This is a genomic window from Desulfobulbus sp. (assembly GCF_031547805.1).
Taxonomy (GTDB): Bacteria; Desulfobacterota; Desulfobulbia; order Desulfobulbales; family Desulfobulbaceae; genus Desulfobulbus.
In genome coordinates, this window is record NZ_JAVBRQ010000012.1 from 36,238 (window position 1) to 53,532 (window position 17,295).

Here is a 17,295-nt window from a genome sequence, read left to right on the forward strand (position 1 = left end):
CTTTTTTTGTGTGTGTGCCAGGCTGCCAACCGGGGAACGGCCACAAAAAAAGGGGCCGATCGGCCCCTTGCGTACTGCGATTTATTCGTCCGAAAAAGAAGGTTACCCCCCCCCCCCGTCTTTCAGGCGGGTAGCATTCTGCTAGCAGCTGACTTGAAGAATTTCCCCACGTGAAAAAGCGCTATTTGGGCCGGCATTTTTGGGCACGTGGCTATTTTTGCGTAACGGCTGGCGAACTGACAAAAGAGATGATCTCGGAGTGCCTTTCGCATCATTTTGAACCAAATCCTCATGACAGTTTTGATGTTGAGCCGTGAACCGGCTGCGCAGCCTGCCGGTATTGCTGGACTTTCAGTCCGCGATTTCAAACCCACCGACTTCAAGTCGGTGGTTGTTTAGTCCATCACCGCTTCAAAAAACGCTGTATACTGATCGGCCGCTGCGACGAATACCGCGAGCGCCGGTGAACAACCGGCCCACTCGCTTTTTCGTGGCATGCGTTATCTCCCCGCGGCCGCTCAATGCGGCCGGAAGTCTTCCGGCCAGACCCTACTTGGCTTAGGCGTCCTTTGCCTCGCGCTCACGGAGCATGCGATCCCGCTCCGCCTTTAATTCCTCGTATTCCTGTTCGGCCTTTTGCACCGCCTCATCCTGCCGCTTCCTGATCTCCGAGATCTTGCTCTTGAGCTTCTCCTCCTTGACGGCCAATCCCGGCGCGCCGAACAAGGTGTTGGCGAGATACTTGAAGGAAAACAGCATCAATTCCACGTCGTCTTCTTTGATTTTCGCCAGGGTTGCCGGATCGATCTCATAAGTGTCGAGGAACGAGCTTTCGAAGATGAACTTGCGAAAAGTGTCCAGATCGGTGGAAGCCATGAAGAACATCCGCTTGGCAGCCTCGCTCAAGGTGGCTTGGAGGCCGAAGGATTTGCGCCGCATGACCAGCCGGAGCCATTCCTTGTTCATTTCGTCGCGCAGATCGACCCCCTGGTCGGCCCGCCATTCGCCGATGGTCCAGTGCTTGGGTTCCTCGTGTCCCTTGCAGTGCGGCTCCTTGACCAGGAAAAAGAACTTCTCTTCGGCCGCATCGTTGGTGCCGCCTTCATGGAAATCGGCCATGCCCACCGGATAATAGCGGCAGGCCGAAGGCCGGTCGGAATAGACGGTGCATCCCTCAGGCGTCACGAAAGGGCAACCGTTCTTCTCGCCCACCAGTTTGATTTGCACCCCCGGCATGTCGGTCTTTTCCAAATAGGTGGGCTCGGTATATTCGGTGACGAACTCGTGGGCCGGGATGCCCAGCCGCTTGCGGAGGATAAGAATGTCGTACGGGGTGAGAATGATCTTGATGTTGTGGCAGCAGGCGGTGAAACAACTCACCCCGGGATGGCAGCTGAACTGCAGCCTCGAGGTGAGCGTTAGCTTTTCCGGAAGAATGTTGGAGGGATTTTTGTCGGTGGACTTGATAAAATCGAGTTCGTCATCACTATATTCGTCAATTGCCATGCGGCACCTCTTGCTGTGCGGGTAAAGTCGGATTCTGCGGCCGCGAACGGCCGAATACAAGGGCGATTATTCTACCATGCCCTTTTTCGGTGTCAAACCTTATCGGAATTTCGCCTCCTTTCCTTCCCAGGGACACGTGGAAGTCCGGCTGGAAAGGACAGCCTCGTCACCCCCGAAAGATGGCGCCGGAAGAGGTAAAAAATGGCCGTTCAGGATGTCAATTGTATATCTTTTCCCTCCTGAACCTGCTAAGTTGGGAAACTTTTCTTTTTTGTTGCCAAGAGTTGTACATGAAAAAATTTTTTGTCAACCAGCTCGACCTCAGCAAGGTCAACACCTTGATCTACCACATGCCTGATGGTCCGACCTTTTCCCTCGAGATGAACGATTTCGACGGGTTCATCGATTTCGATATGGAATTCGGCGACGTCTGCGACACCTCCGACATCGACGGCGTCCTCCATTTCTTTCCCCGAGGCAACGCCTGAGCCCGAAACAAGCCCCGATTTTCTCCCGCCTATGCCCATGACTCCATCAATCGATATCCACGAGGACGGCCATGTCCATACCCGGCTTTGCAACCATGCTGTCGGCGAGATGGAAGACTATGTCGAACAGGCGGTGCAACGCGGCCTAACCACCCTGATCTTCCTCGAACACCTGGAAACGGATATCCGCTATCCGCTGCCCAGCTGGCTCGAAGACGAAGATTTTGCCGTGTATTTTCGCGAGGGGGAACGGCTGAAGCAACAATATCGGGGGGTGATCGACATTCGGCTGGGGGCTGAAACCGGATTCAATCCGGCAGCGATTCCGGGCATTCGCAGGCGGCTGGCCGACTATCCATTCGAGCGCGTCGGCATGTCGTGCCATTTCTACCGCCACGGCGACGTCCATCTCAACCTGCTCAGCAACCGCCGGCAAAGTCTGGACCAATTTGCGACCATCGGCGCCGATACGGTGATCACCGCCTATTTCAATGCCCTGACCGAAGCGGTGGCGGCCCTGGATTGCGATGTCCTCTGCCACCTCGACGCGGTCCTGCGCCACCTCCCCGGCATCCGTTTCAACGACGGACACCGGCGGCAGATCGAGCAATTGCTGGACAACATGCAGGCAAAAAACGTGGCGCTTGAAATCAACACCTCGGGATTCGATTACCGGGGCATCCCTTTCCCGGCCGATTGGATCGTGGCCGAGGCACTGCGCCGCGGCATCCCCCTCCGGGCCGGCTCGGACGCCCACCAACCCTCCGAGGTCGGCCGGCATTTCGACCGGTTGCCAGCCTACCTCGCCGCCATCCCGGAATAAGCCACCCTCCTCGGATCGGCGGCCAGGGCCGTCTCCTTCTCAGCTCACCTTGATATATTTCCCCATCGCCGTCCGCAGGGAATCGGCATTGAAGGGCTTGATCAGAATCGTGTTGACGCCGGCGGCCGCTGCGGCCTCGTGATCCTGGACATCGGATTGGGTGGTGACCATGATCACCGGTAACTCCTCCATCGGATACAGGGCGCGGATTCTTCTGGTCAGCTCGATTCCGGAAATTTCCGGCATGTTGAGGTCGGTCAGCACCAGGGCCGGCTTTTCCTTGGCCAGCCATTCCAACGCCCCGGCAGGAAACTCGAACAGCACCGGATCAAAACCCAGCTCGTGCAGGGTTGCCTTGTAGATATTGAGGATCATGCGGGAATCGTCGACGGCACAAACCTTGACCCGGGTCTTCTTCTCAAACTGGGCCCCGGAAATCTTGGCGGCGAAATCCACCAGCCCCTTTTCCTTGAGCAGGGCGATATAGTGCTCTTTGATGTCCCGATGGGCGTGGGGCAGGTAAATCAGCGCCAGTTCCTGGAAGAAATCCTCCGGCGCCAGGCTGAGGAAGATGTTGTCGACCTGGGCATTGACGATGATCTTGACGATATGCCGAGCCTCGTCGGTTTGGACCCGGATCATGTTCTTGATGCCCGCGGCGAGGATTTCGTTGAAATTGCGATCAATAGCCCGGGCGGCGGCCGTGCAGACATGGTCCTCGCCATCGGTCAGGCCGGCGGCCAATGTATAGGCCCCCTTGCGCAGGGGCAGCAGGGCCAGGGCCTCATAGGCGGCGAAACGGACATTGGGATTGCGCGGCACGGTGTTGAGCAGGGTGCGGATCGGCATGATCGCGCTCTCGTCGCCGATTTCTCCAAGCACGTTGAGGGTGTGGATCAGCAGGTCGCTGTCGCCCTCTTTGAGATTCTCGATCAAGACCGGCACCGACTTGCTGCCGATCCGCACCAATTCGTCCTTGGCGTAGATGCGCATGTGGGCGTAGTGCGAACGGAGGGTGTCGTTGAGTTTCTCCAGGGAGATCTGGTCCTGCACCTCGGCAAAGATGCCGAGGATGATCAGGTCCAGTTCGTTGTCGGTTCCCATCCGTTCGGCCAGCCGGTGCATGGCGGTATTGGTCCCGATCTGCCCAAGGGCATGGATGGCGGCGATGATCAGGTCGCGGTCGGCGGCGTAGAGGTAATCGGTCAAGGTGTTGGTCGATTCGGGATCGCCGATCAGGCCCATGTTGTCGATAATCAGCCTGATGGTTTCCATGCCGTCGGTCTGGCCGAGCAGCTCGATCAGGGCGGGTGTCGCCTCCTCGAATTTCAATTCCCCGGCGGTCTCGATCATCAGCCGTTTGTCGGCGATCTCCGGGTTGGTCAACGATTTGAGCAAGATATCGGGGTAGGCGATGAGGTTGGAGATCAGCGTCTCGCGGATGATCGGCAGGCTTGCGGCCAGATCGGGGTATTGGGCCACCAGATAGTTCAACAGGGGGACGGTAAAGGCCACATCGCCACGCAGCAATTCGTGGATCAATCTGTTTTGGGTCTTCTTGTCGACCTCGCCAAGCTGATCCAGCACCAATCGAGCCTTGAGCGCATCGCCGGTCTGGATGTTCGCCTGAATTTCCTCGATCATGTATGCTCCGCTCATTTCGGCCATGCATCACCCCTGTTGTTTGCTTCTTATGCGTTCATTTCAATAACCAGCCAACACCCAGTCGGCTGATCACGTTCAATCCACCACACAGTACCATGCTATCGATTTTACCGATGTGGTCAAGGAAGACTTGCACTTCATAGGACCTGGTACCGGCGTTGCAGAGAATAATATAGGTTTTCGCCGACGGCAATTCTCTGTACCGACTCCGAACCTGCCCATACTCCAGGCCCACCCATTTGTCCACGCCGTATTTCTCGACATAGGCGGCCGATTCCAGCGGATGGCGGAGATCGAGCACCGCCCAGTCCGGCTCGATGGACATATCCTCCATCCAGGCGAGAAACCGGTCGAGATCCGCCCGGCGCAGCCGGTTGTCGCACAGGTTCTCGGCCACATAGGCGGCAGCGTTGATCGAATCGATAGCCGAGGAAAAAGGCGGGGCATAGGCCATTTCCACCAGGCCGAAATCCTCGATGGTTCCCCCCTTGGCGATCAAGGCGGCGGCGGTGTCCACCCGGGCCGAGATCGAATCGTTCATCATGCCGAAGGCCTGGAGGCCGAGGACGCGGCGGGACCGGCGGTCGAACACCAATTGGAGGATCACCACGGCCTGATCGGGAAAGAAATGCGCTCGGTCCGAGGGCGAGGTCAGGGCATAGTCGGCGGCAAAGCCTTCGGCCAGGGCCGCCTCGTAGGTCAGGCCGGTGGCGGCGATGCAGCGTTCGAAGGCCTTCATGATGAAGGAGCCGCACACCCCGCCGAACTGGGAAGGGATGCCGGCCATGTTGTCGGCCACGACCCGTCCCTCGCGGTTGGCCAGCGACCCGAGGGGCGCGTGGGTATCCCGGCCGGTGACCAGGTGGGCCACCGCGATGCAGTCGCCGGCGGCGTAAATGGCGGGATCCGTGGTTTGCAGCCGCTGATTGACCTTGATGCCGCCCCAGGGCGCGACATCGAGTCCGGCGGCCTTGGCCAGCTCGCTGCGGGGCCGCACGCCCGCGGCCACGATCACCAGATCGGCCTCCAGGGTACGCTGGGCCGTTTTTACGCCGCACACCCTGCCCTGGCCGTCGTCGACCAGTTCGGTGGCCGATTCCCTGGTCAAAACCGGCACCCCCTTTTCCTCGAGGTGCCGGGCCAGCATCGTGGCGAAATGCCGGTCAACCAGTTTGGGCAGCAGCTGCGGCGCCAACTCCAGCAAGGTGGTTTCGATCCCCCAGAGATCGGTCAGCGCCTCGGCCATCTCGATGCCGATGGCGCCGCCGCCGATCACCACCGCCCGGCTGACCTTGCCCTGGGCGATCCTGGCTTTGATCTCAATGGCCTTGTGCAGGTCGGCGATGGTGAACACCCCGTCCAGCCCCATCCCCGGAATCGGCAGCTCGAACGGCTTGGCGCCGGTGGCGAGCATCAGATAATCGTAGTCCAGCCGCTGTTCCTCGTTGCTGTCCAGGTTGCGCACCAGCACCTGCTTTTTTTCCCGGTCGATGGCCAGGGCCCGGGTGCGGGTCAATACTCGCACCCCCTTGGAATGCTCGAAAAACGCGGCGTCGCGGACGACATGGAAGCTGGTGGCCCGCAGTTCGCTCTCGTCGGAGACGTCGCCGCTGACATAGTAGGGAATGCCGCAACCGCCGTAGGAAATCAGGCTGTCCTGGTCGACCATGGTCACGTCCCAATCCGGACGCAGTCTTTTCAACCGGCTCGCGGCCTTGGGTCCGGCGGCGACGGCTCCGATAATAACGATCTTCTTGCTCATAGCTGGTACCTCCCATGAAATAAAAACGTCAAGCACCCTTCTGGTGCGGTTTCTTCCCTGCGGACCGAGGGCGGCCGGCGCCCATCGCGCGCAACTGTCGTGGCCCGATCTTATTGCTTCTCTCCGGTCTCGCGGGCAGCGGCCGGCAACGCTTTTTCTCCCGCCGGCCCGGCCGGCGGATTGCCGGAACTGCCGGCAGGCTGGCCGGCGGTTGCCTCGACGCCCTGCCGCAACTGCGTCGGCAGGCCGGCAAGAAACGCCGCGGCATCGAACACCTGTTGTGTCCGCTCGCCCTTGATTTCCACCTCAGCCATGGCCTTGCCTTCCACCGACAGCTGCGCCTTCTGCGCCAGCTGCTGGTTCACCGGCAGGCGGACCCGGTAGCGCAGCGAACCGTCCGACAAGGTTTCCCCCTGCAGGCTGATTTCGTCGCCTCCAGCCAGAAGGCGGACCGGTCCGCAATGCACCCGGCCTTTTTTCCCCTCGCAGACCACCTCCTGTTCCTTGCACGCCAGCCATTCCTTGGTGACGCCGGCAAGCGCCAGCAGTTCGTGCAGGGCGCCGCTCGGTTTGAATTTGGCCCGGCTCAGGGTGATCGCGGTCGTAAATTCGGGCCATTGGCCCTCCTTGTCGGCAGGCGCGAAAGAAAAGGCGCTCGGCCGCATGCTCACCACCCCCTGGGGCCGCGCCATGGTGCCGAACAGCGGATGCAACCGTCCCAACGTCCGGACCAGCGCCGGTTTCAGGGGCGCATCCACCACCGACTGATCCTCGGCAGGCAAAGACAGCACAGGTTGGGCTGCGGCGAGATCCCAAACGGGTTCCAGCCTAGCCCGCCCGCCCCCTTCGAGCAGGCCGTCCAGGCGGCATCGCAACTTGCCCAGATTGCAATCCACCGGCACCACCAGCGGCTTGAAGCCGACCCCCTGCAGGGCAAGGGTATCCAAGGGCAGCTGGGCCGAGAAGGTCAGCCGTTCCATCGGTACCGGCCACTGGAGCGGCAGGGAAAGCAGGAGATCGCCGGTCCGGCTGCCTCCGGCCGCGATATCCCGGCCGATCAGGGGTTGCAGCATCGGCAGCAACGCGGCGTAATTGCAGTTTATCCGTCCCTGCATCTCCAACCTGGGAGGAGTGGTCGCGGCAATCGATCCGGCGCCCTCGATGCTGAACGGGGCCGAACGCAGGATCAGCGAGGGCATTTTGATGTTGCCGCCGGGCCGGTTTTCCTTGTCGAGCACCAGATGCACGATCGGATGCGGATCGGCAAAGAGTTTGTTCTTGCCGCGCATCACGGCAAAGGGGGTCATGTCCAGGGTCACCTCGGTCGAAATGTTCCGGCCCGCCTTGGCATGGACGGTCAATGCACCGCGCGCCTTGCCGTCCAGATTGATATCCGCGGGGAGCCAGCCGACGATTTTGGCGAGATAACCGAGCAGGACGGCCGAGGTTTCTCCCTTGCAGGCGGCCGAGTAACCGGCGGCCGGCTGCCGCCAATCCTCAAGCGAGCCGCTGAGCGTCAGGTCGGTCTCGGGCGACGCCCATCCCAGACGCCGAACCGCCAATCGCCGCTGGCCGCCGTTCACCTGAAAAAAAGGCGGCTCCTGCGCCTCGAGGTCCCGCCAGTTATCGGCCACGGTCAACTCCCCCAGCCCGATCTGGCGGCCGGAAGCGAGCCCGGTGCCGCCCAGGGCGAAGTGCACCTTCGGTTCCTGGATGCCGTAACCCGGACCGGAGACCGCCAGCCGATCGATCGTTCCCTGCAGGCTGTGCAGGGTCATCTTCATCCCCTCGGCCGCGCAGAAACCGGTGCCGTCGAACCGGAGCATTCCTTTCAGGGCCGGCAGCTGCGCGCCGCTGCCCAGGCTCTGGATCGCGCCGGTCAACCGTTCCAGGTCGACATTGCCCTGGACGAGACAGTTGTTCTGCGCCGGTCCCCGGTTCTGCCGCAGGTCCCCGGCCCGGAAGAAAACGTTCCCCGGCCAGGCCGACGCCTCGACGCGCAGCGAGTCGATCGATTTATCCCGAAAAAACGAAGGGGCGACCACAGCCTGGCCGGCAAGCTGCAGGTCATGGCCCGGCAACGACGTTTTGCCGCCCCGCGCCCAGGTGAAATCCCGGATGGCGAGTCGGCCTTCGCAACCGATGTCGCCGTTGTCCGCCTTGCTGGTGGCGGCGGTCAATTCGAGCCGGCCTTTGGCCTGAATCCCGAAATCGAAAATGGTGTTCAATTCCCGCGACATCTGGTCGAGATCGCCGCTTCCCCGTAGAGTGAAGCCATCGACGGCCCCGCCGCCGCTGGCCTCGAAAAACGGGGTCAGCACCTTCAGCGCCCGAACCGTGGTGTTGCCGTTTCGGTATTCGGCCTCGGCCGAGAGCGCCAGGGGCTGGGTCCAGGAATAAGGCCGGCCGTCGTGGGTGAGGTTCAGGTATTCGGTCCGGCAATCCGCGCGGACGGCCACGGCCCGGCCGTTGCCCGTGGCATCGAGGGAAAAATCGACGGTGCCCTCGTTGATCACGGTTTGCCGGTGGAGGTTCAGCAGCCTGGGCACCTGCGCCGCCAGGAGCGGCAGATTGACCTTGCCCGTGGCGGACAGGTTGCCCGTACCGTCGCGGAAGCCGCCCTTGGCGCTCAAATGGACAGACGCCGAATGCAGTTCCAGGGCATCCAGCCGCCACCCTTCATCCTGGCGGTGGCCGCCGGCGAAACGAAAGTCGATCTCCTCGATCCTGGGCTGGTCCTGACCGAGCATGCCTCCGAAGAGTTGCACGTTGCGCAACGAGGTTTCCCCCTTGGCCTCGAATTTGCGGGTACCGGCAAGATTGAGGTACAAGGTGGCGTTGAGGATGCCCTGGCCCTGGGGCATTTGGCTCCGGGCCGCCGCCAACTGGAGGAAGTCGGCGATTTCCAGATCGGCCACGCTCACCTCGGCATAGGCCACCAGCATTTCCGGAAACGATTGGTCGGCCAGGGGCAGGTTGACGTAGCCCGAGGCCCGGAGTTGCCCGGACTGCTGCGGGGAAAGAAAACTGAGTTCGTAGCGGAGCGAACCCATGGCCAGATTGCCGTCGAGTTCGAATTGCCGGGCGATCTGGCGGGGCGAGGGGGTGTCGTGATCGATGGCGATCCGCCCTCCAGTGGCCTTGAGCCGGAAGGACAAGTGTTCCCACCAGGATGGGGATGACTGTTGGGCGTCGCCATCGGGGGACGATGCGGCCTGACGGCCGCTGTCCGCGGTTACGGAGGAATCGGATGCGGGCGGAAGAAAGGTCAGGACAGGTTGATCGACAGTGATGTCACCCAGAAAGGAGGGGGCCAGCAGCAGGAGCAGCAGCCCCTTGTCGCTGGTGAGTTTGGCCGCTTCGAGGCGCACCCCCCGGACGGCATCGTCGTAGCGCACCTGCTTGCACCGCAGCCCCCCGAACCAACCCAGCGAGCAGGAATCCGCCTCCAGGTTGGCGTGCAGCCGGCCGGCTGCCTCCTGCCGCGCCCGCGACAGCGCGACTTGACCAAACAGCAAAGGCAGGCAGGCCAGCACGGCTACCACCATCCCCATGGCGATGACGACGGTGCGGCCCTGCCTGCTTAATTTTTTCACTCTTGTCCCTTGGTGCGCTTGCGCGGGTAATTGCCGGATGCAACAGGGGCAACGTGCCGCGAACCGGCGCCCTTGTCAACCCCGGAGTGTCCGGCGTTCAGGGCGTGCGGGGCTTGATCCGGCCACGGCGGATCATCTCGGAGAGCTCGTCCATCTTGCGTCGGTAGCAGTCGGGACAAATGCCGTGGCTCAGGTCACTGCCGGTGGTCTTGCTGACAAACTCCTCGATGCTGATCCAGCGTTCCTCGCCGTTCTCGTCCGGTTCGCTGTCGCGCACCTTCTTGCAGTCGCTGCAGATGGACAGCATCGATTCGTAGAACTGGACTTTCTGCCGCAAGGTGCGGCCGGTCAACGACTTGGCCACGCGCAGCATCAGTTCGTCGTGGTTGTAAGGCTTGAGCAGATAATCGTCGGCCCCCAGCCGGAGCGCCTCGATGGCCGAATTCAACTCGCCATACCCCGTCAGGATGAAGACGATCTGGTCGGCATGCTTGCCCTTGGCCTGGCGCAGGACCTCCAATCCACCGATCTCCTTCATGATCAGGTCGGTGACGATCAGATCGTATTCCTTTTCCTGCAGCAGCGCGCAGGCTTCCTCGCCGCTGGCCGCAATTTCCGTACGATAGCCCATGTCCTGAAAATCGAGGCGAAGACTTTCCCGGATTAATTCTTCGTCATCGACAATAAGAATGGATGCTTGCTGCGGCATGCCTGTCTCCCTGGTGTTAACTTTGAATCCCGATCGGCAGGGTAACGGTGAAAACCGCTCCTTGTCCCGGCGCCGACTCGACCACGATGTCGCCGCCATGGGCCTTGACGATGTCATGGGACACCGACAGGCCAAATCCGTTTTCCCCCGCCGGGTTGGCGCTGGAGCAAAAAGGTTCGAACAAATGGGGTAGATGCTCCTGCCTGATGGAATTGCCGGTATCGGACAGTACAATCCTGATCTTGTCTCCGTTATGGTCCGTCCTGATCCGGATTTCGCCGCCTTCTTCAGGCATGGCCTCGCCCCTGCTCTTGATCAGGTTGAGCACCATCTGTTTGATCTGGCTTTCGCATCCGCACAGCAACAGGGGGGCATCTCCACACTCCTTCACGACAGAAGTCTTTCTTATCTTTAAATATTTATCGAGCAAGATCAACACCGAATCGATGGCGTGGTGCAGATCGAAGGAAAGACGTTCATCGGAAAACGGCAGGTTGAACTGCTGCAAATTCCTGATCAGGCCGCTCATGTGGTCGCAATTGTCAAGGGCCATCTGCAGCAGGCTGCGGTCAGCTCCGGCCGTTTTCCTCGCGGTTCGTTCGATCACCGCGCGAATCCCGCACAGGGGATTGTTGAACTCGTGGGCAATGGAGGCCGCCAGGGCGCCGATGGCGCTCAACCGTTCCGCCTGGACGAGCTGGCGGCGGATGGTCTGGAAATCGACCGACATCTTGTCCAGCTTGTGGCTCTCGAAAAAAGCGACCAGCACGCCGCTCAACCGGCCCGCCTCATCCCGGCAGGGCACGGTGTGAAACATGCAGGCCACATGCCGTCGCCCCACCACCTTGTCGAGCACATACGAGCCGTGGGTTCGCCCAGCCTGCATCTGCCGCACGATGCATTCCTCGTCGCCGCAGGATTCGCACCCCCAGAGGGCCGCGCATGGACTGCCGACCGCCTCTTCGGGGGAGCAACGGAAAAAATCGGCAAAGGCCCGATTGACCTGCATCACCTGGCAATCCAGGGAAAGCAGGCACAGGGGGACTGCGGTTTGAAAACATATATCCAACTCGGAACCAACGGATTGCAGGAGGCCATCCGCCTGGGTCTCCGGGCCGAGATCGATGGCGGTCAGGGCAACGTCGCCGGGCTTCCAGCCGTCGCCTGCCTCCAGAGGAACCAGGCTCAGCCGGACCTCCGCGATCTTGCCGTCGGCGCGCAGCCACCGGGCTTTTGCCGTCCGTTCCCCATCGGCTCCCGCGGGCGGCCTGTCGGAGGCGCCGGTACCGTCCATTGCCTCGAAAAACAGCGCCTTCCAATCGCGGCCGAGCAATGTTTCGGCCTCATAGCCGGTCATGCGGCTCAATTGTTCGTTGAGATACAGAAAGCGTCCACGGCGCAGGATGCCGAGGCCGACGGCAGCGGTGTTGAGCAGCTTCTGCACCGCCCGGCCCTGGCCCAGCGAGCCCCCGTGCCCCCCCGGCACCGAGGCCGGAAAACCGGGGAAGGCGCCTTCCGATCCGGGTTGCGCGGAAGCAGGCCCAAGGATGAGGCGCAAAGCCCCTTGCACGCCGGCCAAGCGCTCTCCCTCGTACCAAGGGGTGGCCCGAACCCCGACCCGGGCCGATTTGCCGCCGTTTCTCCGGATGCGCAGGACCAATTCGATGGCATGCGCGCCGTTCAGCAGGAGGGCGACCGCCTGTTGGGCTCGGTCCCGTTCCCGGCGGCGGACGAAATCGAGATAGTGGCGTCCGATGAGTTCCTCGGCGATCAAACCCGGCATCATCCGGACCGGGGGCAAAAGGGCGACCACCCTTCCTTCCCGATTCAGACGCACCGTCAGTTCCGGAGCGGTTTCGGCCATGTCCCGGCGGATCTTCTTGGTCTGTGGCTGCCGCACTCTTTGCCGGTCCAGCTCATCTGCGGACATGTTTTTTCCGCCCCTCGCAATTGTATTCATAACCGCCGGACACCCGGACGTATCGCCATTTTGTAACAATATTTATCATATAGCAGACACACCGAAAAGAAAACGCCAATCAGACAACCGGCCGTATTTCGCTCAAATCAAGCGGTGTTCCGGCAAATTCCGGCCAGGCGTCCCCCCTCTCCCAAAGTGCCGGGGCCGGCGCTTTCGGGGAAGCCGACAAAAGGGACTGCAAAACCCCTGGTCATCGGGTATATAATTTTCGGGATTCACAAGAAATACGACGCCGGCAGCCGTAACCCCGTCCGGCCGGGGCAAGACGTTTTCAACAAGACGCGCGCGAAAACATATGTGGAAAAAACGACCGACACTGGAGGAAATGCAACTGGCCTGCACCTCGACCCTGGTGGCGAGCCTGGGCATCGAGTTCACGGCCCTGGGCGAGGATTTCGTCGAGGCGCGGATGCCCGTGGACGAACGGACCATGCAGCCCATGGGCTTGCTGCACGGCGGCGCCTCCGCCGCCCTGGCCGAAACCCTGGGCGGAGCCGGTGCTTATCTCAGCGTCGAGGAAGGCACGATCTGCGTCGGCCTGGAAATCAACGCCAACCATGTCCGGCCGGCCGGCCGCGGCTGGGTGGTCGGCCGGGCCACGCCCCTGCATATCGGCAAGACCACCCAGGTCTGGCAGATTACGATCCGCGACGCGGCCGAAAACCTGGTCTGCGTTTCCCGGCTGACCGTGGCCGTGCGACCGGCGGCAGCCGGAAGCCCCGCCCGGAACGAACCGGCAGGGGGAGGACAGGCATGAAAAGGCTCCTGTTCGCGCTGTCCCTGCTGGTTGCGGCAGCCACCGTCCGGGCGGCGGAGATTCCGGCCACCCCGGTCATGACCCTCTACCGGTTCAACGGCGCCCTCGACATCCCCTACTACGACATCGCCTCTTTCGGTCCTTCCAGCCCAAGCGCACCGGCGGGCACCCTGGCGCAGGGCACCTCGGTGGTCCCCTGCCTGCCCATCCGCAACGGGCAGCCGCTCACCGACGACCAGGGCATCCCCTATGTCGGCTTCAAGGTGATCGTCGACGCCCGCACCGCCACCCCGACGGCGGTGGCACGCTACACCCAGGTCGCCAGGGAACGGCAGGCGCTCCGGGTGGACAACCATCACTGCGAGGCAGGCGTGCGCTATGTGCTCGATGTCCGCAACCTCTACGCCATGGACAAACCGCCGGTCTTCGAGCCGCCCCGTCCGTCGCCCGTGCCCGCTTCCACTGCCGCCCAGCCCCAGGGCGAGCTGGACCGCATCATCCGCGCCTTCCACAACTCGTCCGCCTGCGCGACCGTCAACCAAGGCCTGGTGGGACGCCCCGCCGCCCTGCGAAACGCCTGGAACGCCTTCATCGCCGCCTCCCGGCAGCAATGGCCGGAAGAATCGCTGCAACGCGCCAGACACCTGGACTACACCATGCGCACCGCGCTGTTCGAAGCCCACCTGGACCGCGGCTGCTCCGCCTACGGCGCCTGCGAGCGCAACATCATCGCCCTGTCGATCCGCAACCGGGGGCTCGAATCCTGCGTCCGCGGCCAGGGATGCAGCGCGCCGGGCGACTTCCAGGGAGTGGCCACCAAGGTGTCCCAGTACAACATCTGGGACGAGTACCTGGCCCAGGTTTCCGGCCTGACCGCCTGCTACCTGCGCAACGACCTGGCCGCCGGCGGCGGCACTCAGTACTTCAAGAAGCTGCAAAGCATGTACAGCCAGAATCTCGCCGAGGTGCAGCGTATCCTCTACGGCACCGACCAGGATCTGGCCGCGATCTTTCCCGGCAATTCGCTGGCGGATCTCAAGGGCCTGAAGCATTATTACCACGCCCCGGCAATGGGTAAATGCTTTCCCCAGTACGACCGGGTCGAATACATCTCCGGCGCGGTTGCGAGAAAGGGCAACGACTTCGCCCTGATCGCCAATACCCGCATTCAGGTGGGTCAGCAGACAACGGGCGGATATTTTTTCCGCCGTTTCGCCGTGCGCGAGGAAGCGGCCCGCGATGTGGCCACCATCACCGACAGTTATCCCGGATTCGTCATCGACGGCAAACGGGTGAGCCTGAAGGACGCGCCCAGCCGATGCGTCCCCTACGGCATTCCGGACGGCTGCGCCTTCAAAGAGATCGGCCGCTATCGCCGGACCCCCTCATGGGTCAATGCCGGCAAACCGCTGGCGGTGATCTGCCGAACCGCGGATCGGGGGGAACAGTGCCAGGCAGGGGGACAGGCGCAAACCGTCAAAGTCGGCGGCACCTGCGACACCGAAATGCGCCCGTTCACCGGCATCAAATGAAAGCGGCGCCCGCTCGCCCGCATTCCATCGATCGCCGATGCAATCAATAAAAATTTGCAGGCCCGCTCATTTTCCTGGTGAACAAGATGAGGCTTTTGTTATATCGTTTTGCGAGTAATACCAGCACCTCCGAACGAATTTCCGCGCAACGGCCGGCAACATCGTGCAGGTGCCGCCAGTGCAGGCTCGAAGGTTTCCGGGGCGACCGCATGGCTTTCTGTTTGCCTGCATGCGCCTCGCTTCTTGGCGACAGCAACGAGTCGGCCTCCCCTTTTCGCTGAACAGACAGGCATGGAAGGCAATCAGGCAGATCAGGCGGCACAAGAAAACATTCCACTCTCCCGGCAAGCACCGTCGTCGCCCCTTCCTGACGAGCCGGTCGCATGCATCCTGACGGCCGACGGCCTGCAACATTTCCAATCCTCCATTCCGCTGGTTTCAGCCCGCATTCTCAAGGCTTCGTCGGAAGAACTCGACGAGGTCATCCATGCCGTCTTGCAGGAGCTGCTCCTCCCTCTGGGCCTGGACCGCGGCGGCCTGTTCAAGGTGACCGACGGATTGTGCGACCTGGTGGATTCCTGCGTCTGGCACGCTCCGGGAATCCAACCCGTTTTCAGCACCATCAACCTGGCCGAACAACTCCCCTGGACTTACCACCAGATAGTCCACCAGGGCAAAACCGTGGCACGGTATGGGCTCGATTCCCTTCCGGCGGAAGCGGAATCCGACCGGCGGTTCTTCGTCCGGCTCGGCGTCAAGTCGGCACTGGCCATCCCGCTGTGCGTCGGCCGGCACATCCACCACATTATTGTGGTCCATTCCTTAAGGGAGCAGTGCCTCTGGCCGGATTCGTTCGTTGTCTCCCTGCGGCTCTTGGGCGAGATTTTCGTCGGCGCCCTGGAACGGCGCCACATCCTCAGATCCCTGGAAACCTATCAGCAGCGCTTCGAGGAAGCGGCGGCGGCGGCGGGAGCCGATTTCTGGGAGTACGACCTGAGCTCCGAAAAATTCTGGACCACCCGCAAGGCAAAGGAGAAATTGGGTTTCTCAACGGACGAAGCCATGACCATTCCCGCGCTCCTGGCAAAGGTGTATTACAAGGACCGGGCCTTGCTCACCAAAACGCTTGAAAAATCTCGGAATTCCAGCGGCAACGTGCGGGTGGAATACCGGGTGCCCGGTCCGGCGGGTTCGATCCGCTGGAAGGTGTTCCGGGGCAGTCTCCAGGAATCGGATTCCGGTGCGGCCAAGCGGCTGTCCGGGGTGACCATGGACATCACCGAACGCAAGCAGCTGGAAGACAAACTGCGCGAACAGATGCGGGAAATCAATCATCTCCGCGACCTGCTCGAGCAGGAAAACACCCTGCTGCGCTCCGAGGCCGGCCTCAACGAAAACCGGCACAGCTCCCTCGGTGTCAGCACGGCCATGCAAGGGGTCAAGGGACTGATCGAACAGGTGGCCCGAACCGACAGCACCGTCCTGATCCAGGGCGAGACCGGCACCGGCAAGGAACTGATCGCCCAGGCCATTCACCAGCTCAGCAACCGCGGCAAACGGTTGATGATCACGGTGAACTGCGCGGCCCTGCCGGCCGCCCTGATCGAGAGCGAACTGTTCGGCCGGGAAAAAGGGGCCTACACCGGCGCCCTCAGCCGACAGATCGGTCGTTTCGAACTGGCCCACGGCTCGACCCTGCTGTTGGACGAAATCGCCGAAATGCCTCTGGAGACCCAGGCGAAACTGCTCAGGGTGCTGCAAAACGGGGTGTTCGAACGGCTCGGCAGCCCGGCCAACATCACCGTCGACGTCCGCATCGTCGCGGCCACCAACCGCGATCTGGCCCTTGAGGTCGAGCAGGGGCGCTTTCGCCGCGACCTTTTCTACCGGCTCAATGTCTTTCCCATCGAGGTGCCGCCCCTGCGGGACCGGATCGAGGACATTCCTCAATTGGCCAGGGCCTTTGTCAACGAATTCTCCCAGCGGATGGGGCGCAGGATCAACCGAGTGGCCGACGCGGACATGGAAAAGCTCATGGCCTATTCCTGGCCGGGGAATGTCCGCGAGTTGCGCAACGTCATCGAACGGGCCATGATCACCAGCAAGGGCAACGCCCTGGACCTTTCTCTGCTGGATACACTGCCTGCCCACGCTGCGCCGGCTCCGATCCTTCCCCTGGAGGAGGTCGAGCGCCGGCACATCGTGGCGACTCTCAAGACGACCCAGGGCCGCATCAAGGGCAAGGGCGGGGCGGCCGAGCTGCTGGGCCTGCATCCATCCACTCTCTATTCCCGCATGCGCCGGCTCGGCGTGCCATGGCAATCCTGATGGCCCCAGGGACGATATATCATCCCGAAGCGAGATGCTATATCGTCCCTTGGGCCCTACAGAAAGCCTCGTTGTTCCCGTCCGCAAGAAAAGTACATAAAATTATCCATATAGAAAAACCATTATCCACAAACGAACTGGAGCGTTT

Annotated in this window: 11 protein-coding genes and 1 pseudogene; 6 read left to right on the forward strand and 6 right to left on the reverse strand. The window is 61.8% G+C overall.

The genetic code is table 11. The features are described from left to right. Window positions 1-155: 155 nt before the first annotated feature. Window positions 156-317: pseudogene (locus RMR13_RS04160) on the forward strand (transposase); the annotation flags it as partial. Between the two features lie 241 nt (window positions 318-558). Here the strand turns inward: RMR13_RS04160 and RMR13_RS04165 are convergent. Then, window positions 559-1,506: a YkgJ family cysteine cluster protein gene (locus RMR13_RS04165; RefSeq protein WP_310599382.1), complete on the reverse strand. Its 948-nt coding sequence runs from the start codon at window positions 1,504-1,506 to the stop codon at window positions 559-561. 290 nt (window positions 1,507-1,796) lie between these two features. On the opposite strand from RMR13_RS04165, the gene RMR13_RS04170 reads away from it, so the two are divergent. Together RMR13_RS04170 and RMR13_RS04175 are read left to right on the forward strand one after the other, a co-directional pair. Then, a complete protein-coding gene (locus RMR13_RS04170) occupies window positions 1,797-1,994 on the forward strand; it encodes a hypothetical protein (RefSeq protein ID WP_310599383.1) in 198 nt (65 codons plus the stop codon). Between the two features lie 37 nt (window positions 1,995-2,031). Further along, window positions 2,032-2,817 (forward strand): histidinol-phosphatase, encoded by a 786-nt coding sequence (locus RMR13_RS04175; protein ID WP_310599384.1) that lies wholly within the window; start codon window positions 2,032-2,034, stop codon window positions 2,815-2,817. Window positions 2,818-2,856: 39 nt separating this feature from the next. Here the strand turns inward: RMR13_RS04175 and RMR13_RS04180 are convergent, their stop codons facing one another. From RMR13_RS04180 to RMR13_RS04200, 5 genes are all read right to left on the reverse strand, one after another. Beyond that, entirely contained in the window at window positions 2,857-4,461 is a 1,605-nt protein-coding gene (locus RMR13_RS04180; protein WP_310599385.1) for a HEAT repeat domain-containing protein, read from the reverse strand. 55 nt (window positions 4,462-4,516) lie between these two features. Beyond that, the gene (locus RMR13_RS04185) at window positions 4,517-6,244 is read right to left on the reverse strand and encodes an FAD-dependent oxidoreductase (RefSeq protein WP_310599386.1); all 1,728 of its coding nucleotides are present in this window, start codon (window positions 6,242-6,244) and stop codon (window positions 4,517-4,519) included. Between the two features lie 110 nt (window positions 6,245-6,354). Beyond that, on the reverse strand, window positions 6,355-9,840 hold the full coding sequence (locus RMR13_RS04190; protein WP_310599387.1) for a hypothetical protein: 3,486 nt from the start codon (window positions 9,838-9,840) through the stop codon (window positions 6,355-6,357). Window positions 9,841-9,937: 97 nt separating this feature from the next. Then, window positions 9,938-10,549, reverse strand: coding sequence for a response regulator (locus RMR13_RS04195; protein WP_310599388.1), 612 nt, complete (start codon window positions 10,547-10,549; stop codon window positions 9,938-9,940). A 16-nt stretch (window positions 10,550-10,565) separates the two neighbouring features. Beyond that, window positions 10,566-12,479, reverse strand: a complete 1,914-nt coding sequence (locus RMR13_RS04200; protein ID WP_310599389.1) for a PAS domain-containing protein — start codon at window positions 12,477-12,479, stop codon at window positions 10,566-10,568. Between the two features lie 346 nt (window positions 12,480-12,825). On the opposite strand from RMR13_RS04200, the gene RMR13_RS04205 reads away from it, so the two are divergent. The 3 genes from RMR13_RS04205 (at window position 12,826) to RMR13_RS04215 (ending at window position 17,147) form a co-directional block, all read left to right on the forward strand. Then, window positions 12,826-13,287, forward strand: a complete 462-nt coding sequence (locus RMR13_RS04205) for a hotdog fold thioesterase (protein WP_310599390.1) — start codon at window positions 12,826-12,828, stop codon at window positions 13,285-13,287. Then, window positions 13,284-14,819, forward strand: coding sequence for a hypothetical protein (locus RMR13_RS04210; RefSeq protein WP_310599391.1), 1,536 nt, complete (start codon window positions 13,284-13,286; stop codon window positions 14,817-14,819). The genes RMR13_RS04205 and RMR13_RS04210 overlap by 4 nt, the downstream gene beginning before the upstream one ends. 291 nt (window positions 14,820-15,110) lie before the next feature. Then, the gene (locus RMR13_RS04215) at window positions 15,111-17,147 is read left to right on the forward strand and encodes a sigma 54-interacting transcriptional regulator (RefSeq protein WP_310599392.1); all 2,037 of its coding nucleotides are present in this window, start codon (window positions 15,111-15,113) and stop codon (window positions 17,145-17,147) included. Window positions 17,148-17,295: the final 148 nt, after the last annotated feature.

Bases quoted from the DNA above. Each gene is read 5' to 3' on its own strand.
- RMR13_RS04195 (WP_310599388.1), bottom strand. From the start codon at position 10,549: ATGCCGCAGCAAGCATCCATTCTTATTGTCGATGACGAAGAATTAATC.
- RMR13_RS04180 (WP_310599385.1), bottom strand. From the start codon at position 4,461: ATGATCGAGGAAATTCAGGCGAACATCCAGACCGGCGATGCGCTCAAG.
- RMR13_RS04205 (WP_310599390.1), top strand. From the start codon at position 12,826: ATGTGGAAAAAACGACCGACACTGGAGGAAATGCAACTGGCCTGCACC.
- RMR13_RS04185 (WP_310599386.1), bottom strand. From the start codon at position 6,244: ATGAGCAAGAAGATCGTTATTATCGGAGCCGTCGCCGCCGGACCCAAG.
- RMR13_RS04210 (WP_310599391.1), top strand. From the start codon at position 13,284: ATGAAAAGGCTCCTGTTCGCGCTGTCCCTGCTGGTTGCGGCAGCCACC.
- RMR13_RS04165 (WP_310599382.1), bottom strand. From the start codon at position 1,506: ATGGCAATTGACGAATATAGTGATGACGAACTCGATTTTATCAAGTCC.
- RMR13_RS04215 (WP_310599392.1), top strand. From the start codon at position 15,111: ATGGAAGGCAATCAGGCAGATCAGGCGGCACAAGAAAACATTCCACTC.
- RMR13_RS04200 (WP_310599389.1), bottom strand. From the start codon at position 12,479: ATGTCCGCAGATGAGCTGGACCGGCAAAGAGTGCGGCAGCCACAGACC.
- RMR13_RS04175 (WP_310599384.1), top strand. From the start codon at position 2,032: ATGACTCCATCAATCGATATCCACGAGGACGGCCATGTCCATACCCGG.
- RMR13_RS04170 (WP_310599383.1), top strand. From the start codon at position 1,797: ATGAAAAAATTTTTTGTCAACCAGCTCGACCTCAGCAAGGTCAACACC.